Source organism: Microbacterium sp. NPDC058345 (assembly GCF_042723855.1).
In the GTDB taxonomy this organism is placed as follows: domain Bacteria; phylum Actinomycetota; class Actinomycetes; order Actinomycetales; family Microbacteriaceae; genus Microbacterium.
In genome coordinates this window covers 428,151-451,510 of record NZ_JBHXIG010000001.1, presented here as the reverse complement: position 1 = coordinate 451,510, position 23,360 = coordinate 428,151, and the positions used below count along the sequence as shown (strand labels likewise).

The following is a 23,360-nucleotide window of genomic DNA, read 5'->3' as shown; positions in this document are numbered from 1 at the left end:
GCGCGAGCTCAGTACGCGCCCTTCGGCTGCACCATGACCCTGGCGGTGCGCCACATGATCTGCAGGTCGCTCATCACCGACCAGTTCTCGACGTAGCGCAGGTCGAGCCGCACGCTCTCATCCCACGACAGGTCGCTGCGCCCCGACACCTGCCAGAGCCCGGTGATGCCCGGCTTGATGTACAGCCGGCGGAACACCGTGCCGTCGTACGCCGTGACCTCGCTCGGCAGCGGCGGACGCGGGCCGACCACGCTCATGTCGCCCGCCAGCACGTTCCAGAACTGCGGCAGCTCGTCGAGTGACAGCTTGCGCAGAATGCGGCCGACGCGGGTGACGCGCGGGTCGTCCTTCATCTTGAACAGCAGGCCAGAGCCCTCGTTCAGGCTCTGCAGCCCGGCGAGGCGCTGTTCGGCATCCGTGCGCATGGAGCGGAACTTGACCATACGGAAGCGACGCCCATCCCGGCCCACGCGTTCCTGGAAGAAGAACACGGGGCCGGGAGAATCCAGCTTGATCAGCAGCGCGAGCACCGGGGTGATCAGCGCGATCGGGATCAGCGCGAGCGCCGACACGGCGATGTCGAGGGCGCGCTTGAGCACGTGCTGACCGCCGTCGTAGGTCGGGATCTGCACCCGGATGAGCGGTAGCCCGTCGACCGGCGCGAACGACATCCGGGGGCCAGCCACATCGGCGAGACGACTCGAGAGGATGAGCTCGTCGGCGGTGCCCTCCAGCTGCCAGCTGAGCCGCTTGACGAAGTCGGGATCGCCGTCGGGGCGGCTCGCGACGATGATGGTGTCGGTGCGCAGCTCGGCGGCGACCGCGGCGACCGAGGTGGCGTTGCCGAGCACCGGCACCGCGCCGTCTTCGGTGAGGAGCTCTCGCGCATTGGCGTCGAGCAGAGTGGCGCCGACGACCTGGTAGCCGCCAGGCCCGATCGGCTGCAGCGTCCGCACGACGTAGTCGACGTCTTCGCGATTGCCGACGACGAGCGTGCGAGACGTGAAGAGACCGTGGCGGCGCCGGCTGCTCAGCCAGCGCCGCCAGGCCCACCGGCTCATCACCAGGCCCAGGAGGCCTGAGGGGAGGGTGATGAGCACGGTGAGTCGCATCGCATCCCAGTCGAGCAGGACGGACGCGATGGCAGTGATGCCGATCGCCAGACCGGTGGCGTGCGCAACGCCCCGGTACTCGTCCACGCTCGGCCGGAACAGCGCCGCGTCACGGGTGCGCGTGAGCCACAGCGTGGCGAACCACGCGATGATCAGCAGCGCGCCGTGAAGCGCGACGTCGGCGGGCGGCTCACCTTGGTGAAGCTGGATGCCGGATGCGGCGCCGACGGCGGCCGTGATCACAGCTGCATCCGTCGCCACGAGACGGGCGCGGTGGCCCCGCTCCCAGTGATGACGCTGCTCCAGCGAGGCCGAGGCGCGCGGTGATGACACCGTGACCGTCTCGGCGTTGAACGCGCGCGGCGTCACCGCTGACAGCAGCGATGCTCCCTCGCGCGTCAGGCTCAGGGCGCCCTCGACGGACGTCACAGTACACCCCGAACCGTGCATGCACGCATACCCCAGTGCGACATTGCTTCCCCAGTTTCATTCCCCAGCCCGCGCGCATCGGCACGGAACGTTCGCAACGCCGACCCCTCGGCGCGTCCGATCTCGTGATCCCCATTACTGGCGTCTGCCACTCCCACGCGGCGGACGCATCCCGGACTATGCGAACGTGGATACCATATCGGAATGCCGAGCCGAGCGAAAGCGGTTTTCTGAGATTTCTCTGAGTTCTCGGCGGCGGTCGGCTCGGCGTGATCGTCAGGGGCGGGCACTATCCTGAGTCGGTACGTGTCGCGACCGCTGAAGGGGCAGACCATCACCGATTCGACTCCACCGCGCACGCGCCGAGAGGCGCGGAACTTCGGTACGCTCTCAGACCTCGACCGCACCCTGGAACTCGATTTCGGGTCCGGCGATGAGAACGGCGGTGACGACGACGGGGCCCGCGGCTCACGCCGTCGCCGCCGCTGGCCGTGGGTGGTGCTGATCGTCTTCCTGCTGCTCGTCGCCGCGGCGGCGGTCGCCGGACTCTTCGCCCTGCAGGCGCTGCAGGTGAAAGACGATCTGGCCGCGGCGAAGAGCCGGGTCGCGAAGATCGTGCCGATGGTCAAGGACGGCGATGTCGAGGGCGCGAAGCGCCTCTCGGACGAGGTGCTCACGCTCACCGCATCCGCCGACGAGACGGTGAACGGACCGCTCTGGGCCTTCGCGAGTCAGATTCCCTGGGTCGGCGCGAACGTCACCGCCGTCAGCGAGACGACGCAGGCCACGCACATCCTCGTGCGGGACGCGATGCCGCTCGCCCTCGAACTGCTGCCTCTGGCGAACGTCGAGAACTTCAAGGTCGAGGGAGGAGGCATCAGCCTCGAGCCGTTCCGCGCCGCGCAGCCCAAGCTGCCCGCGCTGCGGCAGGTCTTCGACGAGGCGAAGTCGCACGTCGACCGGATCCAGCGCGACGAGATCCACCCCCTCGTCGCCGAGAGCATTCAGCAGCTGGTCGACATCGTCGATGACGCCGGGCCGACGATCGCGTTCGCGGAGCAGAACCTTCCCCTCGTGCTCTCCGTGCTCGGCGGCGACGGCCCGCGCTCGTACGCGCTGATGTTCCAGAATCTCGCTGAGACGCGTTCCACCGGCGGCAACCCCGCGAGCGGCGTCGCGCTGCTCGTCGACGACGGCAAGGTGACCCTGCGTGAAGACCCTGCGGCGCTGCGCTACCTGACGGCGGGGCCAGGCGGGGCGTACCCGCAGTATCTCCAGCCCGACGAGAAGAGCCGGCTCTTCGAGTCGGACACCTGGAAGTACTGGCAGAACTACACGCGCCCGCCGGACTTCTCGGACACGGCTCACATGATGGCGGGGCTGTGGGGCGACACGATCGGCGGCAGCGTGGACGGCGTCATCTCGCTAGATCCGGTGGTGCTCTCGTACATGCTCAGTGTGACCGGCCCGGTGACGGTACCCGGTGAGGGGGGCGAGATCACGGCGAAGAATGCCGTCAAGCTGCTGCTGAGCGACACCTACGAGCGCTATCGCGCCGACGGCAGTCTGGCCGACGCCTACTTCGCCAAGGTCTCGGCGGCGGTGTTCTCGAAGGTGATGAGCGGCGGATGGGACCCGCTCAAGATGATCGAGCAGCTGCAGAAGGCGGCTGATGAGCAGCGAGTGTACGCCTGGTTCGCGAACGAGAACGAGCAGGCGATGGCCGTGGAGCTCGGCATCGACGGGGTGGTGCCCGCCGACAGCGAGACGGTCACGCAGACCGGCATCTATCTGAACGACGCCGCATACTCGAAGTTGGAGTACTACCTCAGCACGTCGATGAAGGTGACCTGCTCGGCCGAGAAGCGCACGATGACCACGTCCGTCACGATGAGCAACGCCGTTCCCGGGTCGGACCTGAGCGGTTACGTGCTCGGTGCGCGCAACTACCGCTGGGACTACCCTCCGACGACGATGCTGTTCGACGTGATCGGGATGTCGCTGCCGGGAGGCGAGCTGCTGGGCAGCTCGCCATCGGCGGGTGAGCGCTCCGATAAGGACCGCACGGGCGTCTACAACGGACGGCAGACGAAGAGCATGGTCGTGTCGGTGCCGATGGGGGAGTCGAAGACCGTGTCGTTCACATCGAGCATCCCGGACGGGACGTCGGCGCCGCTCGAGGTCAGGTTCACGCCGACGGTGACCGAGACGCCGGTGACGGTCGACGCGTCGTGTGGCGAGCTGTTCCCCGAAAACCGGTAGTTCGAACGGTCGTCGCGTGCTCACCGGCGCGCGGCGGCCACCTCGGCATCGGGGAGCGCGGAGCGGCGCGAACCGCCCGCCCCGCTGAGCCATGCGAGCATCGCCTCAAGCGGACCGCGACGGCGAAGCGCCGCGAGCACGACGCCGATCAGCAGCACGGCGGCGAGCTGCACCAGGAAGATCGCCGTGCCGCGGCCGTACCAGGGCAGGCTCGGGGACACGGTGTCTACAGCGGCCTGCACAGCGAGGTGATACAGGGCTGCGGTGGCGACGACATGCGTGGTGTAGATGGTGAGCGGCGCGGCACCCGCCGCGCGGATCGACTCCCACACGAACCTCAGGCGATGCGGGCGCGTGTCGAACACTGCCACCAGCAATCCGATGACGAAGCACGCTCCGGCGATGGTGCGCAGCATGTCGGCGGGATTGCCGCTGTGCGGGGTGGGAACGAGCAGCATCCACAGGTCGGCGCCCAGAGGCGCCCCGAACCCTGAACTGAGCATGCGCTCGCCGACGTCCGGAAGCCCGAACCATCCCGGTCGCATGCGGACGATGCGTCCGCCGACGGTCACGAGCAGATAGACCGCGAGGCCGGCGACGGCGAGCCGGGTGCAGACCGATCGCAGTGTGCCATCGGCGCGTGCCTTGAGCAGCAGGCGCGCGATGAGGATGCCGGCGAGCATGTACGCCACCCAGGTGATCGCGGGGTAGTGGCCGGTGATGAGGAGGTCGCGCAGCCCCCGCGCGGCAGCGACCGCGGGATCGGTCGCCGGCAGCTGCGGCGTGGCGGCGAGGGTCGCGCGCAGGTGCGCATTGAGCGCGCCGCCGAACATCCAGAGTGCGCCCGCGATCGTCGCGACCGCCCATGACGGCAGCAGCAGCGCGGGGGCGGCGATGATCATCGCGACGCCATAGAACGTGAGGACGACGCTGATCGGCCCGTCGAGCGGAAGCAGCAGCGTGCCGATCAGCGAGATGAGGATGCCGCGGACGGCGATGCGCAACAGCATCCGTCTGGTCGACGTGTCGCGCATACTGCGGGTGAGCAGTACCAGGCTGACCCCGCCGAGCACCGCGAACGTCGTGGCCGAGGTGCTGCTGACGGTGGCGCCGACCAGTTTGCCGAGCAGCCTGTCGATCGTCGACGCGCTGGCGTCTGAGCCGAGCGGAACGATGAGGTGGGCGGCCATCATGCCGACGATCGCGACGAAGCGCGCGAGGTCGACGCCGACGATCCGCGATGTCATCGGCGGTGCAGCGCTCGACGGTGAGCGGTCCGGAGCGGTCATGGCCCCATCATTCCACGGCGGGGCGGATGCGCTGCGAAGCCGACGAAGCGTGATCAGTGGGCGCCCGATGGTTTGACGATCGCGGCCGCGGTGCGAGCGACGACCACGACGTCACTCGTGATCGACCAATTCTCCACGTAGTACAGGTCGAGGCGGATCGCATCCTCCCAGGAGAGGTCGGAACGCCCGCTCACCTGCCAGAGGCCGGTGATCCCCGGTTTCATGAACAGGCGCCGGTGCGCGTCGTCGTCATAGAGCGCGACCTCGGCGGCGCGCTGCGGACGCGGACCGACCAGGCTCATGGTGCCCATCAACGCGTTGAAGAACTGCGGCAGCTCATCGAGCGAGTACCGGCGGATGAACCGTCCCACCGGGGTGATGCGTGGGTCGTCGTTCACCTTGAAAAGCGGCTTGTCGGAGCTGCCCTGCTGGTCGAGCAGTGACTGCAGGTGGTCGTCGGCACCGACCACCATGGAGCGGAACTTGAACATCTTGAACGGCTTGCCGTGCAGGCCGATCCGCTCCTGACTGTAGAAGACCGGGCCCCTGCTCGTGCCCTTGACGGCGAGTGCCACCGCCAGCATGACGGGGGAGAAGAGGATGATCAGACCGAGTGAGCCGATGATGTCGAAAGCGCGCTTGGCGATGCGCTGGCGACCTTCGAACCGCGGATACTCCACGTGGATCAGCGGCAGCCCGGCGACCGGACGCGTGTGGATGCGGGGGCCGGCGATGTCGGTCAGCGCCGGCGCGACGATCAGTCCGATGCGCTTCTGGTCGAGCGCCCAGCCGAACTGCCGGGTGCGCTTCGGGGTGATCGCGTCGGACGTCGAGAGGATGACGGCGTCGACGTTGTGCGAGTCGATGATGTCGAGCACGTCGTCGAAGTCGCCGAGGACGGGCACGTCGTCGAGGATCGGATCCCGGCTGCCGTGGGTGGTGACCGCGCCGACGATGCGGATGCCGGACCGCGGTTCGCGGGTGATGTTGTCGACGATGTGCTCAGCCTTGTGGCGATCGCCGATGACGATCGCCCTCTGCAGGAAGCGGCCGGCCGTGCGCTGCTTCCGCAACCACCGGCGCCAGGCCCAGCGTGTGGCGACCAGTAGAGCGAGCCCGGTCGGCAGCGCGATGAGCAGGTAGAAGCGGCCGAACTGGATCTGGAACAGGAGCGCGAGGATGGCGAGAGTGCCGAAGACACGCATCGTCGCATCGAGGATGCGCCGGTACTCGGCCGTGCCGCCGTCGAGGACCGACGCGTCGCGGGTGCCGAAGATCTGCAGCGAGAACAGCCACCCGACGACGAAGAGGAGCGACGTGACGACGTACCCGATCTCGAAATCGAAGATGCGATCGCCGATGGTGAGCGGCTCGTTGTTGAACCCGTATCGCAGCAGGTGGGCGCCGAAGACCGCCGTGATGACGACCAGGGTATCTGTGATCGCGAGCCGTCGAGCGTATCGACGTCGGTGAACCTCGACCCGCGTGGTCGTCGGCGACGAGGGTATGCGCGTCCTACTCGCGTTCAGCACCATCCGGTCGCCGCCCTCCCAACGGCTGCCGACATCAACGTTGCAGAGGTACCGACCCGGCTCCCCCTCAGGACCGGGCACGGAATGACATCGACCGGGGAGTATCCGTCTCCTGTACTCCCACAACCTGGACATTCTCGCACGTGAACACGCCCCATACACGCATGACCGTTGCCATGGCGGCGGCACCGGTCAGAAACACTTCCGCCGGTATGCTGAGACGACTCCTGCGGACGCGGCCGCGGGACGTCTGATCGTCTTGCTGCACCGATTCCTCCGAAACTGCAATCCGCGCGATCGAGAGAGCGTTCTGAGGGGGACAGCAGTAATGAGTCCACGGGGGCAACCAGATTGACAGGGTTCTTCGCGATCTCGATATACGGCGTCCTCGGCGCGATCCCACTGATGTCGCCGGTTCGGCGGGCCCGGCAGATCACGGTCGTCTCGACGCTGCTCATCTTCCTGCTCGTACATACTGAGGTCGAGTACTCCGCCGCGGCACTCCTCATCGCATTCGCTGTGAACGCTTTACTGGCGATACGCCTGGGCGAGGTGGCGGCTGTACCCCTGTTCGTCGCAGCGGCCCTCGTCTGGACCGCGCTCAGACAGTGGTTCGCAGCACCGAGCGTCGATGAGCTCGGCGTGCAAATGGTCACGGTGGCCGTGATGCTGCTGCTGGCCGGGAATGTGCGCCGACTTGGCAAAGATGTGATCTGGAGCCTGCAGGTGACGGTCGCAGTGACCGTCGTATTGCAGCTGACCTTCGCTGTTGGTGAACGGTTCTTCGGCCTGAACGCGCCCTGGCCGCGACGCGACGGCGTCACCTTCAACATCGTCGGATCGAACAATCTTTGGGAGGGTCTGGGCGGCCGCGCCATGGGCTCGCTGGGATGGGCCATCACGCTGGGCCAGGTGGCCGCACTGTGCGCGATCCTGTCGGTCTGGTTCTTCGCGCGTTCGAAGCGGTGGTCGTGGATGGTCGCCGCATTCTCTGCGGTCTTCGTCGTGCTGCTCAGCGGCACACGCACCGGGCTGCTGATGATCGCTGCTGCTGGCGCGGTGGCGCTGGTCTCGCGACTGAAAAATCTGTGGATCACGGTACTGCTCACGCTGGCGACCCTCACTGTCGTTGCCGCGGGACCGCTGTTCTTTGGCGACGTTTTCGGTTTCGGAGCTGACAGCGAGGGCACTCGGTCTGTTGAGCATCGACGGCTGGTCTCAGGATCCATACCCGACCTGCTCACACAACCGTCGGGTGCTGTACTGTTCGGGCACGGCTACGACGAAGTGCCCTCGCTGCTCACGGAAGGCATCATCCAAGGGGCGCCGGGTGTCCCCGTCACCGACAATGAGATCATTCGTACGCTGGCCGGCTTAGGAATCGTGGGGGCGGCGCTTTGGGGGGCGGCATTCGTCGTCGCCTTCATCCGCGGACACGTCGTGGTTCGCGCCCTGGCCGTGGCGCTGCTCATCGGTGCTGCCTCATACGACTCTCTGACGTGGCGGTCGCTGCTGGCGCTCTCGGTCGTGATTCTCTCGATGAATGTGAGTGGCGCTTCGACTCGCGACGCTGAGGACGCGCGGGGTGCGGAGGTCGGCCAGTACGGACGGTCAGGCGAGGACGGGCGGCCAGGCGGGGAAGAGAATCAGGCCTTCCGTCCGCCACGCATGACCCCCAGCGCGTCTTCCGTCAGGGAGATGAACACGCGCGCGTGGACCACGCGCAGAACGATCAGGTAAACCCCGAGCAGCAGTGGTGCTCCGATCGCGAGCCGAACCCCGGGGTTCGCTGGGAGAAGGAAGAGCGCCGCGTATGCGGCTCCTCCCCACGCCGATGCATGTGCGGGCGCAGCGAGAGCCAGAAGCTGTGCCCGATAGCTGCTACCGGCGAGCGCCTTCTGGATCCAGAAGATGACAGGAGTCAGCACGATGCCCGCGATCGTGTATCCCAGAGCGACGCCGAAGGCGCCGAAGGACAGCCCCGCGATCATGCCGCCGACCTGCACCACTGCCGCGACGATCATGAAGCGGAGCTGCATGTCGGCCCGGCCGAATCCGAGCATCGTCGGGGCATTGAGCACGGTGATCGATTGCCGCGCGCCGGTTATCGCGAGTACGGCCATGATCGGCGCCGCCGGAAGCCATTCGGTTCCCAGTATGACGAGGATCGTGTCGTGAGAGCTCACCGCTATCAGCGTCATGAGCGGGAATGTGATGGCGGCAATCGCCCTGGTGCTCCGCAGGAGCACGGTCGAGACCCTCGCGGGGTCTTCGCGGTCGCGCGAGACCGAGGGGAAGATGACGCGGCTCACTGTCTGGCCGACCATCTGTACTGGCATCAGAAGGACGCGGTATGCGAGCGAGTAATGACCCACAGCGGTTTCGCCGAGGTATCTGGCGATCAGCACGGTGTCGATGTTCCGCGTTCCGAAACTGAGTATGGAGCCGGCGAAGACGCGAACACTGAATCCGATGATCTCCCGGAGCCGGGTGAACCGCGCGTTGGGGCGAGGAGGACGGGCTACGCACAGCAGCGATATCGACAGACAGACGTCCGTGACGAGGAGCTGTACCACGATCGCCCAGTAGTCGGCGCCGAGCACGGCGGCTACCACGCCGGCTATGCCGCCGAGCAGCGCGCTGCCCACCTCGATGAAGGCCAGGGCCCGGAAGTGGAATCGGCGGACCAGGAGCATGCGCGGAACGACCTGCATCCCCTTCAGCAGGAGACCCAGTCCGAGCACCGGAAGGACAAGCGTCAGCTCGCTCGTGTTCAGGAAGTCGGCCAGCGGGACCGCTACCGGCCATGTGGCGAGGGCAAGGCAGAGCGCGACCACGACGTTGAGAGTCATGGACGCACCCAAGAGGTCCCTGTCGACCCCTTTGCGGCTGATCAGAGACGCCGACACCCCTTGATCAAGGATGAGCGTGGTGAACGCGATGTACACGGTGGCCTGCGCGACGATGCCGTAGCTGTTCGGTCCGAGAAGCCTGGCCAGCACGAGCGAGAACAGAATGACGACGATCTGTTTGCCGGCGAGCGCGACCCCGTTCCACTTGACGTTGCTCAGGCCGTTCCCGGGAGAGCCGGCGTCATAGGTGTCAGACATCTGCGTGGTGCGCCAGGTGCAGGGCGGGCAGCAGCGCGGCATCTCGAGCGGCCTTGAGTCGGGGCTCATCGAGGGTCGCCCGTCCGGGGTCGGCCGTGATGTCGGCGACGGCCGCGGACATCCATGCAGACGTTGCGTCTTCGATCGGAACGACGAACCTGCCCAGCCCCAGACCGACGAAAAGTTCTTGCGTCTTGAACTCATAGGCCACCGCGATCACCGGCACACCGGTGAGGATGGCGAGGATCGCAAGATGCATCCGGGTTGTCACGACGAAGCGGCAACGGCGCAGCTCGGAAATCAGTTGTTCCGGTGTGTGGAACGCCGTGTCGACCCGCACCGGCAACCCATCGAAGACCTGCTGTGCGTAGTCGGAGTCGTCGACATAACCGGGAAGTCCCTGGCACGTGGAAAGAGCCACCACCTCATGCCCCGTGTTCGCGGCTGTCTGCGCGGCCGTTCGCATCGCGTCCACATAGCGGGATGGCTCATAAGGGCGGTCGTCAGCTCCTCGGTGCGGCCAATCGCGGACGGAAATGAGAACACGGCTGCGCGTGTGCGACGGAGTTTCGACGCCAGGATCGATCGCGAAAGCCACATCGGGTGCAGTGAATGAACGCTCGGCGTCTCCTCCCTGCCGCAACCAGGCGTCCCGGGATCGCTCGTCGCGGAAGTAGGCGGCTTCCACGGTCGGCACGATCCGGCGGATGGATCTCCGGGCGCGTTCGCTCTCGAACGGCCCCACGGATTGGGTCCACAGGATCACTTGCTTGCCCAGGCGCTTCGCGAGTTCCAGTTCGATCGCACGATGGGAAAAGTCGTAGTGATCGACGAGGTAGGTACCTCCGGTGCTGATCACCAGGTCGGCGTCACAGAGTGCTCGGTATGCCCGCGCCGCCTGGGTCCGGCGAAACAGAGGCAACTGCAACAGCGCTTCAGCGAAGGAGCCCTTCGCAAGTCGCTCGGCGAAACCCCTTCGGAGCCGCGAGAAGGCCCGGGAGATCTTCATGAAGCGACGCGGAGGGGCGACCGAAATCTGCTGAAGCACGTTCCAGTGCGGGTAGAGCGAAGCGGTCCGAGCGGCGTTGGAGTCAAGCAATGTGATGTCCACTGCGCGGGCGATGTCCTGGCGGGTGAGCGAGGCGTGGATGCCAGCGAATATCGCAGCGTCACCCGTGTTGGAGACGACAGCGTTCGTGACGACGACTTTCATGAGCCCACCGATCCGGGGTAGTGCTACGCGGGTAGTTGGAGCTCATCCGGCTCCTCTCGATCGTAACGGGCAACGGAAGGCACCGCGGTACAGTTGAGCCATATGAGCGAGCCGATCGATTTCGTCGTGACCTGGGTCAACGACCTCGATGCGGAATGGCAGCGCAGACGCTCGATCGCAAGCGGCAGCGCAAGCGCATCTGTTTCCGACAGCTCCGATATCCGATACCGCGACTGGGGATTGCTGCGCTATTGGTTCCGTTCGGTGGAGAAGTACTGCGCGTGGGTCCGCACGATTCATCTGGTCACGGACACTCGACTTCCGGAGTGGCTCGTGTCCGAACATCCGAAGCTGAATATCGTCGACGGTCGCGCTCTCAAGGGTCGGGACGTTGAGACCTTCAGTTCGAGGTCAATCGAATCGCAGCTTCACCGAATCGAAGGCCTGTCAGAGCAGTACGTCTACTTCAACGACGATTTCTTCATCGGGCGTCCGCTTTCGCCGGACTTCTTCTTCCGCCATGGCCTGCCGTACGGCGTGAACGCCCCGACGATCCTCGCCGACGGCGATCTCCGCGCCCATGCGATGCTCTATGCGTCGGGCCTCATCAATCGGCACTTCAGCCGCAAGCAGTACCTTCGCACGGCGCTGCGTCGATCCCTGCGCCCCGCTTCAGGCGCGATGCTGCTTCGCATGCCCCTCTTCTTCGCTTGCAGCAGCATTCCGCCGGTGACGGATACCCACGTGGGAATCCCTTTGTTGAAGTCTGTCGTGGAAGAAGCGTATGGAGCTGAACCTGCGGCGATCGAACAGGCGCGTCGCACAGTGTTCCGGTCGCGTGACGAGACCGCACCCATTTACTACGCGACAATGTGGCATCTCGCCTCGGGCAAGTACTTCGCCCGTTCCAAGAGCGCGATCGGAGCATACTACTCACTGGCGAGTTCCTCGTTGCCCGAGATCGTCGCCGCGATAGGCGGAGAGAGCCATGCGCAGTTCTGCTTGAACGACGGCGACGTCAGCGACGTCGATGAAACGCGTGCCGCGATCGTCGCGGCATTCGACGCCAAGCTGCCGAGTCCGAGCACGTTCGAGAAGGAGGCGGGCGAGTGACGACGGGCTCGCGCCGTGTGCTGGTCTGGAGATGGGGCTGGCTGGCACCCTCGGAGACATTCATCCGCAGTCAGTTCGACGCATATGCCTCTTGGACGCCCATCGCGCTCGGCGCGGAGCGGGTGGCGTCGGCTAGTGCGCGTCCTGAAGACCGCGTGCTGTTCGGCTCTTCCCCCGCTGACCGAGTACTCAAGGTCGTTTTCAGGCTGTGGGACTGGAGCCCACGCCTCAAGAGGGCGATCCGCTCGATCGACCCCGACCTCATCCATGCTCATTTCGGCGGCGACGCCTCGCGCGTTCGACGGGTCGCACGGCAGCTCCGTAAGCCGCTCATCGTCACCCTTCACGGCGCAGACGTGACAGCGAGGCCTAGCAAGCGCGGAATGCGGGGGATGCGGAATCGACATCGGTTGACGAAGGTCTTCCGAGATGCAGACCTGCTGATCGCCGTCTCCGAGCACATCGCCCAGGCGGCTCGAGAGCTGGGAGCTGACGGGAGGAAGCTGGTCGTCCTGCCCATCGGCGTGCCCTGGAGTCCAGCACCCTCCGTCGCGACACGAAGCGGCATTCTCTTCGTCGGACGTTTCGTCGAGAAGAAGGGGATTGCGGATCTCGTCGCGGCATACGCCAGACTTCCCGCGGACCTCAAGCGCGAGCATCCCCTCCGACTGGTGGGAGCAGGACCGCTCGAGGCTGAGATCGCAGAGCGGGCCCGCCACGACGACGTCGATATCGAGATGCCGGGGTTCGTTCCGCAGGAGGTGATCGCGACGCTTCTCGCCGAATCTGCGGTGTTGGCGGTTCCCTCCCACATGGCCGCGGACGGTGATACGGAAGGGCTTCCCACCGTCGTCTTCGAAGCTGCGCGCGCAAGCATCCCGATCGTGGGGTACGCTCACGCCGGCATTCCCGAAGCCGTTCAGCACGAGGTGACCGGCCTGTTGGCACCGGAGAGAGACGTGGCCACACTCGCCCGCTATCTGGAGCGGGTGCTCCGGGATCCTCAGTACGCATGCGCTCTCGGATCGGCGGGGAGGAAGAGGTTCGAGCGCGAATTCGTGGTGGACTCTCGCACGGCAGCTCTTGAGAAGCACTACGACGGCTTGATCATCCGAAACATTTGACGAGCACGTTCTCGGCTCGAGGGGTCACTTTCTCCGAGAGACTCCTCATGCCGAAGAAGGCCGGATCTCCGAATCCGGCGACGTCTGCCGCTGGTAGACGGCGTCCAAACGCTTCACGAACGTCTCGAAGCGGAAGGCCGAGGGGTCGCGAAGAGCATTAGGCTCCGCCGTGGCCAAAGCCCTTGACACGGCTCGCGTGACCGAAGACGGCTCGGCCGGGTCGTACAGCTCATGCTTCTCGGCAAGTTCCGCCATCTCGCGGGCGCCCCCCAGATGCGGAACGACGAGCGTCAATCCGAGAGCCGCTGCCTCAACCACGGCGAGCGGGGCATTCTCGAGCCACGTGGACGGATAGACGAGGGCTTGGTGCTTCCCCAGGACGTCGCCTATGTCCTGATGGCGCACGTGGCCATGAAGAGCGAGGTCAACGTATCGGCTCCTGCCGGCGAAGTCGACGAGCTCATTCCGCTGCGGGCCGTCGCCGTACACGTCGATGCGGCACTGGAACTCTCGGCGCTCGAGGAGTTGCACGAACGTCAACAGACCCTTCGCCGGAGTCAGCCGCCCCAGGAAGGCCAACCCGCTTCGTTGAACCGAGGTCGTTGTCGGGCTGACTGAGATCGGGTTCCGCAGTACATGGACGGGGATGACGATCCCTGCGTGACGAAAAGCGGTCGCAATCAGCTCGCTCGGAGAGATGATCGCATCGATGGCTCGCTCGAGGTGACGCACTCGATACGCGTACACGTGCTGCGCAAGCTTCAAGATCGAATGGGCCCACGAACGACGATCGAACTTGTGGAACCAGCGAAAGCGCGGTCGTTGGACGTCATACGAGATCGGCCGCGAACGCGCGAAATGCTGGAACCCGCTGTTCGGGCAGATGAGATGGAAATCATGCGCGGTGAACACGACTCGGGCTGAAGGATGCTCGCGCTTATGGTCCCTGATCGCCGCGAGCGCGCTCGGTGAAAGATAGTGGTAATAGTTCTGCAGGTGGATCAAGTGCGGCTGCGCACGGCGCAGTGCCTCCCGGATCTCGCGGTAGTTGCGGCGCGAGTAGACGTACGACAGCGGCGTGCGTCTGGGCGTGGCGGTCATCACGGTCACGTCGTGACCCAGCTGTCGTGCGGCCCGGACCGTCGCATCGAAAACGATCTCGGCGCCCCCGCCGTTCAAGGCCGTTCCGTCAGTGTCAGCCAGATGAAAGCTGCGCAGTGGTCCGGTCATGCGGAAGCGATGGCCGTTCGACGTTCGAGGAGCATGCGGACGACATCATCGTGCCATCGTCCCGCCCTGTGTTCGATCAATCGCACGCCCTCCAGGCATTCGTAGGAGAACCGCTCTTCGTCCATCTCCAGCGCTTCACGCGCCGCGAGGACGGCACCGGCCGTGTCGCCCCGGGGGAACGTACGCATGCCGACGCTGTCGGGGGAGAGGTAGGTCATCAGGCCGACACGACCGGCGACGCCGAACGCGCCGCGCGACAGCACCTCCTGAGCGAGCAGGCAGGCCGCCTCGCTTCGCGACGGAATCACGAAGACGTCTCCCGGTCCGATCCACGTGGAGTTCCGCGGGCCGTCGACAAGCCACGGTGCGAGGTCTCGTCGAAGCCGATTCTCGTAGCGGGTGTCCTCGCTGAAACCGCTGCCGATGGCCACTTCGCATTCGTAGCCGAGCTCGGTCAGCGGGCCGAAGATGTCGGGCAGAAGATCGAGACCTTTCTCGCGATCCGGCCTCCCGTAGGCCTTCACCTTCCGAGTGCGTCTGATGTGGCCGTCGGGGTAGTCGGCGAGCCGCGTCAGCGGAGCCTCCAAACTGAGCCAGCTGGGTGTGCGCGCGTCGGCCCTCAATGCGACCAGACCCGGCTCGACGACGATCGCTTCGTCGAAGCGACGCAAGAGCTGCTTCGTGGCCAAGGCGCGCACCGGGTCGGACGGGTAGTTGTGCACGATCGCCACGGTGCGGACGCGATGTCCGCGATCGCGAAGCATACGGCTCGTCCGAAGCGTAGCGGGCATGCCCGAGTTCGCGTTCGACACCATGACAACGGCCGATCGCGAAGGAATCGAGCGGACGAAGTGGTCAAGGTCCGGATGACGGACGACACCGCCCGGGATCTCGACCTTCCGCTGTCCCTCGGGGGGCATGACAAGGTGAATGTTCTCGTTGGACTGGACCCGGCGCAGCAGGTCTTCGAGTACCACCTGTCCGCCTCCACGCTCCCTCTTCGGGTCGAACAACAACAGCGCGGCGTCGGTCTGCGGCTCAACCACGGAGCACCTCCGTACGAAGCGACGATCCCAGAAAGTCGCTGATGCGCTCCGCGAAGTGTCTTTCGCTGAAGCGCGACGTTCGCAGTCGATCGAAGGCGGGGAGAGCGGCCGCACGCTCGATCGCGCCGGCGAGATCCGACACGGCGGTTGAATCTGCCGCGATTCCGCTCACGCCATCTTCGAAGGTTTCGATCTGGCCACCGATCGGACCGCTGACGACAGGAGTGCCCACCGCCTGCGCCTCCACGGGGACGATGCCGAAGTCCTCGACGGCGGGAAACACGAAAACCCTCGCCTGCTGCATCAAGGAATAGAGCATCTCATCGGACGGTGAGACGACGATATGGACCGGTACACTCGCTGTCTGCGCGATGGCGCGCAGTCGCTCCTCTTCCGGTCCGCGACCTGCGAGAACCACGGGAAGTCCCGCCGCCTCCCCTGCCGCTACGACCAGTTCGAGACGCTTATAGGGGATGAACCGCGAGGCCCCCAGTACGAAGAGTTTCGGCAGGCCGTCGAGAATGCGACGTTCGTCATCCCGGGTGACCAGCGTGCGCCAATCGCTCTGCGAGAGGATGCGATCCACGGCGACGGGAGGATGGATGACGGTGGCTTCGCGTTCCCAGGCGCGCTCCACCCGATCGCGCACGAATTCGCTGTTGACAGCGATGGCCGTCGCCTCCCGCGCTCGCTGACGGTCTATACGCCGAAACGCGGGTGAGATTGCGCGGACAGCAGCGCTAGCGCCACGCTCGTCGAGTTCCGGGTTCCAGATGTAGCGTGCGGGAGTGTGCGCGTAGACGAACTTCGGGACTTCGCGCGTGATCAGCGTCGCATGATGTGCGAAAAGGTGAGAACTGATCAGCATCCAGTCGTACTGCTGGGACGCTTGCAGCCGTCGCCATGCACTCACCATGAAGGGGAGCGCGAGCGCCTTGTGACGACGAAGTGGCGTGCGAGCGATCCAGGTCTCCCGAACCGGCCGCCCGGGAAAGCGGTGCGGCGCGTCATTCCAGAGACACTGGATGTCGGCGTCCGGGAATGTTCGCGCCATGGCTTCGAGAACGTTCTCAGACCCACCCGTCGGCGCGATCCACTCGTGGACGAGCAGACCGGCCATCAGGGGCGCCCCATCCCGACGTACTTCCACCCGGCGGCGCGCCAGGCGTCGGCGTCGAGCCCGTTCCGACCGTCGACGATGACGCGACCACGCGTGAGAGACGATGCGTGCTCGGGTGAGAGGTGGCGCCGATACTCGTCCCACTCTGTCACCATGACGATCGCATCCGCGTTGCGGATGGTCACGTCTCGATCCGCCTCATAGGTCAATTGGGGGTGGATGCGCCGCGCGTTCTCGATTGCCTGCGGGTCGGTCACAACCACGTCGGCACCCAGACCGTTCAGCTGCACGGCGACATCGAGCGCTGGGGAGTCACGCACGTCATCGCTGTGCGGTTTGAATGCGGCGCCGAGCATCGCGACCTTCTTGCCGAACACGCTGCCGCCGAGTCCGTCGACGACGAGCTGCACCGCGCGATCTCGTCGACGGAGATTGATCGCGTCGACTTCGCGCAGGAAGTTCACCGATTCGCGGCGGCCGAGTTCTTCGGCGCGGGCTGCGAACGCGCGGATGTCTTTGGGTAAGCAGCCGCCACCGAACCCGATCCCCGCGCCGAGGAACTTGCGGCCGATGCGCGCGTCGTGGCCGATCGCGTCGGCGAGCTGCGTGACGTCGGCGCCGGTGACTTCAGCGATCTCGGCCATCGCATTGATGAAGGAGATCTTCGTGGCGAGGAAGGCGTTCGCCGCCACCTTCACCAGTTCGGCCGTTGCGTAATCGGTGACGATGAACGGTGTTCTCTTGTCGACCGCGGGGCGGTACACCTCTCGCAGTATGTCAGCAGCGCGTTCGCCCTCGAGCCCGGCGGGAACACCGGCGACCAGGCGGTCGGGATCGATGGTGTCCTGCACCGCCCAGCCTTCGCGGAGGAACTCTGGGTTCCACACGAGAGTCGCGCCGGTCGCGGACACGCGCGGCGCGAGCTCTGCGGTAGTGCCGACGGGAACGGTCGACTTGCCAGCGACGACATCGCCGGGTGCGAGATACGGGAGGAGAGAGTCGACCGCCGTGTTGACGTAGGTGAGATCGGCAGCGTAGCCACCCGCTTGCTGCGGGGTGCCGACGCCGATGAAGTGCACGGCCGCGCCGGCCGCGGCCGCAATACTTGTTGTGAAGGTGAGTCGGCCCGACGCAAGGCCCTCGGAGAGCAAGTCCTGCAGGCCGGGTTCGAAGAAGGGCGCCTCACCCCGGGTGAGCGATGCGATCTTGCGCGGGTCGACGTCGATGCCGACGACCTCATGACCGATCGAGGCCATCGCCGCGGCGTGCACAGCCCCTAGATAGCCGCAGCCGACGACCGACAGACGCATACCTTTCCCTCCCCATGAACATGCTGACTCAATCATGGCCTATCGGCGTGACCCGTTTCGACGAGGCGGGTGTACGCGTTCGATGTTGGTGAAGTGCCGCCTTCAGCGGTGGGCGACGACGATACTCTGCACCAGTCCGGCTATCTCCTCGACGCCATACGCGATCGGTGAGGCGACTATCGGCTGCTGGTGACCACCGAGAAGCACCGCGGCGGGACTGCGCTGTACGCCGAGCGCCGAGAGTGCGGCTCGGGAGCCGAAGCGTGCAAGCGGCGCGAGGTGTGGGTAGGCCGCAGCGAGAGGGTCCGGGTCGGACGAGGTTGCGATTCGTATCTCGATGCCCGGGATGGCTCGCTGCCATGACGGCACGGCTTCGGCCACGGCTCGACAGTTCCCGCAGTCCACGCTGAGAAAGACGAGCAGGGTCGGGCGCCCGTTACCGAGATCCGAGAGCACGCGAGGCTGACCCAGATCGGTGACCAGCTCCGCCTGCGGAATCGGGTCTCCCAGCGACACCTCTCCGGGCCGGGCCGGGTCGATGCCCAGAGCGATCGACATCGGTGAGAGCGGTGCGGGGCGCGAGAGCGGGGTGGGCCGCGCTGGCCGGGGCATCGCGTGGGTACGGCGGGCGAGAATCAATGCCCGCACGAGCACGGCGATCGCGGTGAGAGACCAGGCGAGCGAGAGCGCCAAGAGGATCACGCCATCGAGCTGGACCAGGTGGACGATGAAAGGTGCAGAGCCGCTTGCAAGCAGTACGATCGAGACGGATGCAGCGAGCAGGATGATGTTCCGGAGCACAGACCAGTGCGTGACCCGGGTCTCAGCGGACAAGACCCCGAAGCAACCGCAGTCGACATCGTCGCCGCGCAATAGGGCGCCGATCAGCAGCACGGTGAAGGTGCCGAGCATGATCACCGTCAGCAAACCGGCTACTTGACGGGCGACACCGGGCAACACAATTAGACCGAGTGAAAGCGCCACCTCTGCACACGGTACGATCCGAGCGATCCCGAGGCGCAGGAACGGTGCGGGCACGCGCAGAGCGGCCATCGCCGCCAGCGTGTTCGACGAGTGACGGAACTTGCTGACCCCGGACAGCATGAGTGCGAACGCCACGAGCCCCGTCGAGAACGCGAGGGCGTACTCGACGGGGCTCGTAGTCATTGAAAGCGAACCAGCTTACGGCTGGGCAGGCAGGGTCTGACCCGGGCAGAGCTGCACGGTGATCTCGAGCGCGCTAACCAGCGGCGCGAGAATGATGCCGAGGTCACCGAGGTCGACGAGCGAGCCGAGGTTCGTGTCGACGGAAATCAGGTTGAGGTCAGCCGAGTTCGGAGCGCCTGCACCCGTGCTCGGGTTGTCCGACCCGTTCAGCGCGAGGGAAGCGGCACCCGTCACGCCGAGGTCGACGGCGTCCTGCGAAAGCTGAATCGTCGTGGACTGGCCGACGGTGAGCGGCTGCACCAGTTCGACGATGGCGGACGAGTTGCCGTTCACAGAAACGAGGCCGAGGACATCAGCGTCGATGACGTCGTCGAGGAGCGCGAGGTCGATGAGCCCCGGTGCCGTCGACAGGGTGAACTGCGTGCCCTGCGGAACCGTGCCCTCAACGGCAGTGATCGTGAAGCCGCGGCTCTCGAACGGCGTGAGTCCGATTCCGGCAAGCAGGGTCTGAACGGTGTTGGCCACGGCGCCGCCAACGCCGGGAACGCCGGCAATCAGGCCCAGCAGGCCGTCCAGGTCGTAGTTACCCACGCAGCTCGGAGCAACGCCGACGTCGAACTGGGTCGCGGTCGACGCAGCAGCCATCGGGGTCGCCGCGGCGACGGCGATGACGGGCAGCGACCAGGCGGCGCCCTTGACGAGCGTGCGGCGCGAAAGTTCGTTCTTTTCGATGGTCATGGTTCTCCTGGGGAGTTCGTGGCTTGCGCCGGCGAAGAAGAGGGGCGCTGCCTGGGGGCAGCGTGTCGGATGACATCTCTGAGATTGGCCGACCGGCCGCGCGTCGCACCGATCCGCGTCGTCAGGTGATCGAAGCGCGACGCGAAATGATCGATGGCGCGGCGACTCGGTCTCAGAGCCCCGTCCAGCGCCCGAGCGGCCAGAGGATCGCCGCGGCCTTGCCCACGATCTGGTCGCGCTTCACCCAGCGCCAGCATCCGCTCGTATCCGCTCCCTCCGAGCGGCACGCTACGGCGCCGTCGGCCGATGCAGAGCGGTGATCGCCCAGCACCAGATACGACCCCTCGGGAACCGTGACCTCGGGCAGGCAACGCGAAGAGGCCTGAGTGGTCGTGCAGTCGAGTATTCCTTCGGTGAACGGCAGATCCTCGAAGACGTAGGGCTCGTCGAGCGGCTGCCCGTCGACGAGCAGTCGGCCGTCGCTGGAACAGCATGAGACAGTCTGGCCGGGCCCGGCGATCACTCTCTTGATGAGCGTGTGCTGGCCGGAGGGCCCGAACCCGGTCACCTCGCCCAGCCAGCGGGCGGCGCTCTTCAGCGGTCCGTCGTCCTTCGATCCGTTCGGTCCCCACGTCTCGTCGGCGTCGAACACCACGATGTCGCCCGTCGCCGGCTGCGAGCCCACGTATGCGAGACGATTGACCAGCACGCGGTCACCCGGCTGCAGTGTCTGCTCCATCGATCCCGAGGGCACGTGGTAAGGCTTCGCGACGAACGAGAGCAGCAGCCCCACCACGACGAACGCCAACACGACGTGGAACCACGCGCTCCCGGTGATGCGCCGCCAGAGTGGACGCGGAGCGGCAACGGCATCTGCGGAGGTCACCGTTCCATCCTGCCTCACGGCTCCTCCCCGCTACGGCGCGGTCTGCGATCATCCGGCTGATAGATTCGGGGGATTGCTGCGGTGGCGAGACTGAGGGGTGCACACGCACATGGAGCTGAGGGACTATCTGCGCATCTTCCGTGCGCACTGGCTGGGCATGGCGCTCATCGTCGCGGGTGCCATCCTCGTCGCCTTCGGATGGACCCTCGTGCAGCCCAAGGTGTACACCGCCGATGCGACGGCGATCGTGCGGGCTGCGGGTACCGAGGATCTCGGCATGGTGTCTCTCGGCAACAACATCGCCAATCAGCGGGTGAAGACCTATGTAGAACTCGGTGAATCGCGGGCGGTCGCGAATCGGGTGATCACGGAGCTCGGTCTGAAGCAGTCGCCTGAGGCGCTGGTCGGACAGGTGTCCGTCACGAACCCGCTCGACACGACGTCGCTCCAGGTCACGGCCGATGCCGCCTCTCCCGAGCAGGCACGCGACATCGCCGAGGCCTGGGTGCGCGCCATCTCGGCAGAGGTGAATCTCATCGAGACCGACGACGCCGCGACGCCCGGGGCGGTGTTCCTGCGCCCCGTCGACTCCGCCCGACTGCCCGGCAGCCCGTCCTCGCCGAACACCCGGCTCGCGCTCGCGATCGGCGGCCTCGTCGGCTTCGCGCTCGCCATCGGATACGGCCTGCTGCGCTACACGCTCGACCGCCGCATCCGCTCCGTCGACTCCGTCGAGCGAGAGACCGGCGTCGCCGTCGTCGGCACCGTTCCCGAAGAGAAGACCTTCACCGCCGACAACAGGCTCATCCCGTTCGACGGCGGCAATTCGGCGAACAGCGTCAATGCTCATCTCTTCCCGATCGCCGAGGCGATGCGCGAGCTGCGCACGAACATCCAGTTCATGGACGTCGACAACCCGCCGCGGGTGCTGGTGGTCACCAGCCCCCTTCCCGGTGACGGCAAGTCGACCACCGCGTCGAACCTGGCCATCACGCTGGCCTCGAGCGGCCAGAAGGTGGCGCTCATCGACGGCGACCTGCGTCGGCCCATGGTCGACACCGTCTTCGGCCTGCCCAAGGGTGCCGGCCTGTCGGACGTGCTGGCCGGTCGGGCAGAGCTTGCCGATGTCGCGCACCGGGTAGGAGCCAACGGCCGGCTGCTCGTGATCGGCGCGGGCAAGATCCCGCCGAATCCCAGCGAGGTGCTCGGCTCCACGCGCATGAAGGAGCTGCTCGAGGCGATCTCCCGCGAAGCCATCGTCATCATCGACGCTCCGCCGCTGATCCCGGTGACCGACGCCGCCGTGCTCGCACACAGCACCGATGGCGCGATCGTCGTCGCGACGGTCGGCAAGACCACCTATGAGGTGCTCGGCAAGGCGCTCGGAAACCTCGATCGGGCAGGTGCCAGGGCGCTGGGCATCGTTCTCAACCGCGTACCGCGCCGCGGCAGCGGTGCCGCGTACTACGGCTACCAGTACCACGGCGACTACTACCGCGCTGAGGAGCCGGAGGAGGAGCAGGCGGCGTCCGCCGGGATCGCTGACTTCATGGGACGTCTGGCGAAGCACGAGGCGTCTGAGACCGACGAGAACCTTCCGCGACGCCGCACCACCCACCGATCGTCGTGACGGACTTCCTCGACGTCGACGTGCTCGGCCTGCGCACGCGAATCGAGTTCGGCGAAGACCTCGATGCGACGCAGCGCCGTCGAGCGCACGACGCCTGGTCTGGGGCACGGCGCCTCGACCACGGCATTCCCGACCTGACCCACCCGCTGACGGCGGGTGCCGACTTCGACCGCGCCATGGAACGACTGACGGTGGATGTCACGCTGTCCGCGCTGGAACGGCTGCGGGGCCGTGCGCTCATGTTCCACGCCGCCGGCGTCGCCGACCCGGCTGGACACGTGGCCGCCTTCGTCGGGCCGTCGGGGCGGGGGAAGACGACTCTCAGCCGCGAGCTCGGACGGCATGGCGCCTACGTCTCCGACGAGACGATCGCCGTCGATGACGAGCTGCGCGTGCAGCCCTACCGAAAGCCGCTGTCGGTCGTGCGCGAGGCACGGCCGAAGGAGCAGGTGTCGCCGATGGCGGCGGGCCTGCGCGACCTTCCGGATGCGGAGCTGTCGCTCACGGCTCTCATGCTGATGGACCGTGATGCGGCGCTGCCTGCGCCGGAGGTCGTGGACGTGCCGCTCGCAGAGGCCCTTCCCGAGCTCGTCGCGCAGATGAGCTACCTGCGCGACCAGGATCTGCCTTTGCAGACGCTCGCCGCGCTCTGCGACGCCGTGGGCGGGGTGCGCAGGCTGCGCTACGCCGACGCGTCGACGGTTGCCGCCCTTCTGCCACAGCTGTCCACGCCGCGCCCTTCCGTCAGCGAATGGGAGCCGGCACCCGAGGCGACGACGACCGGGCCGTACGACGTCTCGTGCGTTGACGACGCGATCGTCAGCGACCGATTCGTGATCGCGATGGCGCAGGCCACTCTGCATGTTCTCGACGGCATCGCACCGACCGTCTGGCTGGCAGCGGGGCAGGGCCGCGACCTCGACGGCATCGTCGACGCGGTCATCGACGAGTACGGCGAGCCGCCGCAGGGGAACGCGCGCGCACTCGTCGTCCAGGCGATCGACGAGCTGATCGCAGCCGGGGTGCTTCGACGGCGTTGAGTGCTCAGG

General features: G+C 66.3%; 17 protein-coding genes. 6 read left to right on the top strand and 11 right to left on the bottom strand.

Features of this window, described 5'->3' with window-relative positions:
* Positions 1–8 precede the first annotated feature (8 nt).
* Positions 9–1,541, bottom strand: coding sequence for a sugar transferase (locus tag ACFWH5_RS02255; protein WP_378831290.1), 1,533 nt, complete (start codon positions 1,539–1,541; stop codon positions 9–11).
* A gap of 306 nt (positions 1,542–1,847) precedes the next feature.
* Between ACFWH5_RS02255 and ACFWH5_RS02250 the strand changes: the two genes are divergently transcribed.
* Positions 1,848–3,803: a DUF4012 domain-containing protein gene (locus tag ACFWH5_RS02250; protein ID WP_378831287.1), complete on the top strand. Its 1,956-nt coding sequence runs from the start codon at positions 1,848–1,850 to the stop codon at positions 3,801–3,803.
* 20 nt (positions 3,804–3,823) lie between these two features.
* Here ACFWH5_RS02250 and ACFWH5_RS02245 read toward each other — a convergent pair whose 3' ends face one another.
* Together ACFWH5_RS02245 and ACFWH5_RS02240 are read right to left on the bottom strand one after the other, a co-directional pair.
* Complete coding sequence (locus tag ACFWH5_RS02245) at positions 3,824–5,092, bottom strand: heparan-alpha-glucosaminide N-acetyltransferase domain-containing protein (protein WP_378831285.1); 1,269 nt, start codon at positions 5,090–5,092, stop codon at positions 3,824–3,826.
* A 53-nt stretch (positions 5,093–5,145) separates the two neighbouring features.
* Entirely contained in the window at positions 5,146–6,627 is a 1,482-nt protein-coding gene (locus tag ACFWH5_RS02240; RefSeq protein WP_378831283.1) for a sugar transferase, read from the bottom strand.
* Positions 6,628–6,975: 348 nt separating this feature from the next.
* Here ACFWH5_RS02240 and ACFWH5_RS02235 point away from each other — a divergent pair, with 348 nt between their 5' ends.
* Entirely contained in the window at positions 6,976–8,364 is a 1,389-nt protein-coding gene (locus tag ACFWH5_RS02235; RefSeq protein WP_378831280.1) for an O-antigen ligase family protein, read from the top strand.
* On the opposite strand, the gene ACFWH5_RS02230 is transcribed toward ACFWH5_RS02235, so the two are convergent.
* Both ACFWH5_RS02230 and ACFWH5_RS02225 read right to left on the bottom strand, forming a co-directional pair.
* Complete coding sequence (locus ACFWH5_RS02230) at positions 8,271–9,734, bottom strand: lipopolysaccharide biosynthesis protein (protein ID WP_378831278.1); 1,464 nt, start codon at positions 9,732–9,734, stop codon at positions 8,271–8,273. The two genes, ACFWH5_RS02235 and ACFWH5_RS02230, sit on opposite strands and share 94 nt — an antisense overlap.
* Complete coding sequence (locus ACFWH5_RS02225) at positions 9,727–10,947, bottom strand: polysaccharide pyruvyl transferase family protein (RefSeq protein WP_378831276.1); 1,221 nt, start codon at positions 10,945–10,947, stop codon at positions 9,727–9,729. Before ACFWH5_RS02225 ends, ACFWH5_RS02230 begins: the two co-directional genes overlap by 8 nt.
* Positions 10,948–11,049: 102 nt before the next feature.
* Between ACFWH5_RS02225 and ACFWH5_RS02220 the strand changes: the two genes are divergently transcribed.
* Together ACFWH5_RS02220 and ACFWH5_RS02215 are read left to right on the top strand one after the other, a co-directional pair.
* Entirely contained in the window at positions 11,050–12,060 is a 1,011-nt protein-coding gene (locus ACFWH5_RS02220) for a Stealth CR1 domain-containing protein (RefSeq protein ID WP_378831274.1), read from the top strand.
* Positions 12,057–13,184, top strand: coding sequence for a glycosyltransferase (locus tag ACFWH5_RS02215; protein ID WP_378831271.1), 1,128 nt, complete (start codon positions 12,057–12,059; stop codon positions 13,182–13,184). The genes ACFWH5_RS02220 and ACFWH5_RS02215 overlap by 4 nt, the downstream gene beginning before the upstream one ends.
* A 45-nt stretch (positions 13,185–13,229) precedes the next feature.
* On the opposite strand, the gene ACFWH5_RS02210 is transcribed toward ACFWH5_RS02215, so the two are convergent.
* The 6 genes from ACFWH5_RS02210 to lepB all read right to left on the bottom strand — a co-directional run bounded on the left by ACFWH5_RS02210 (position 13,230) and on the right by lepB (position 20,681).
* Complete coding sequence (locus tag ACFWH5_RS02210) at positions 13,230–14,414, bottom strand: glycosyltransferase (protein WP_378831269.1); 1,185 nt, start codon at positions 14,412–14,414, stop codon at positions 13,230–13,232.
* 1,038 nt (positions 14,415–15,452) lie between these two features.
* The gene (locus tag ACFWH5_RS02205; protein WP_378831267.1) at positions 15,453–16,580 is read right to left on the bottom strand and encodes a glycosyltransferase; all 1,128 of its coding nucleotides are present in this window, start codon (positions 16,578–16,580) and stop codon (positions 15,453–15,455) included.
* A complete protein-coding gene (locus tag ACFWH5_RS02200; protein WP_378831265.1) occupies positions 16,580–17,890 on the bottom strand; it encodes a UDP-glucose dehydrogenase family protein in 1,311 nt (436 codons plus the stop codon). Before ACFWH5_RS02200 ends, ACFWH5_RS02205 begins: the two co-directional genes overlap by 1 nt.
* A gap of 102 nt (positions 17,891–17,992) precedes the next feature.
* The gene (locus tag ACFWH5_RS02195) at positions 17,993–19,057 is read right to left on the bottom strand and encodes a MauE/DoxX family redox-associated membrane protein (protein WP_378831263.1); all 1,065 of its coding nucleotides are present in this window, start codon (positions 19,055–19,057) and stop codon (positions 17,993–17,995) included.
* Positions 19,058–19,072: 15 nt separating this feature from the next.
* The gene (locus tag ACFWH5_RS02190; protein ID WP_378831262.1) at positions 19,073–19,795 is read right to left on the bottom strand and encodes a hypothetical protein; all 723 of its coding nucleotides are present in this window, start codon (positions 19,793–19,795) and stop codon (positions 19,073–19,075) included.
* A gap of 172 nt (positions 19,796–19,967) precedes the next feature.
* Positions 19,968–20,681, bottom strand: coding sequence for a signal peptidase I (lepB, locus tag ACFWH5_RS02185; RefSeq protein WP_378831261.1), 714 nt, complete (start codon positions 20,679–20,681; stop codon positions 19,968–19,970).
* Positions 20,682–20,778: 97 nt separating this feature from the next.
* Here lepB and ACFWH5_RS02180 point away from each other — a divergent pair, with 97 nt between their 5' ends.
* Together ACFWH5_RS02180 and ACFWH5_RS02175 are read left to right on the top strand one after the other, a co-directional pair.
* A complete protein-coding gene (locus ACFWH5_RS02180; RefSeq protein ID WP_378831259.1) occupies positions 20,779–22,311 on the top strand; it encodes a polysaccharide biosynthesis tyrosine autokinase in 1,533 nt (510 codons plus the stop codon).
* A complete protein-coding gene (locus ACFWH5_RS02175; RefSeq protein ID WP_378831256.1) occupies positions 22,308–23,351 on the top strand; it encodes a hypothetical protein in 1,044 nt (347 codons plus the stop codon). Before ACFWH5_RS02180 ends, ACFWH5_RS02175 begins: the two co-directional genes overlap by 4 nt.
* Positions 23,352–23,360 lie beyond the last annotated feature (9 nt).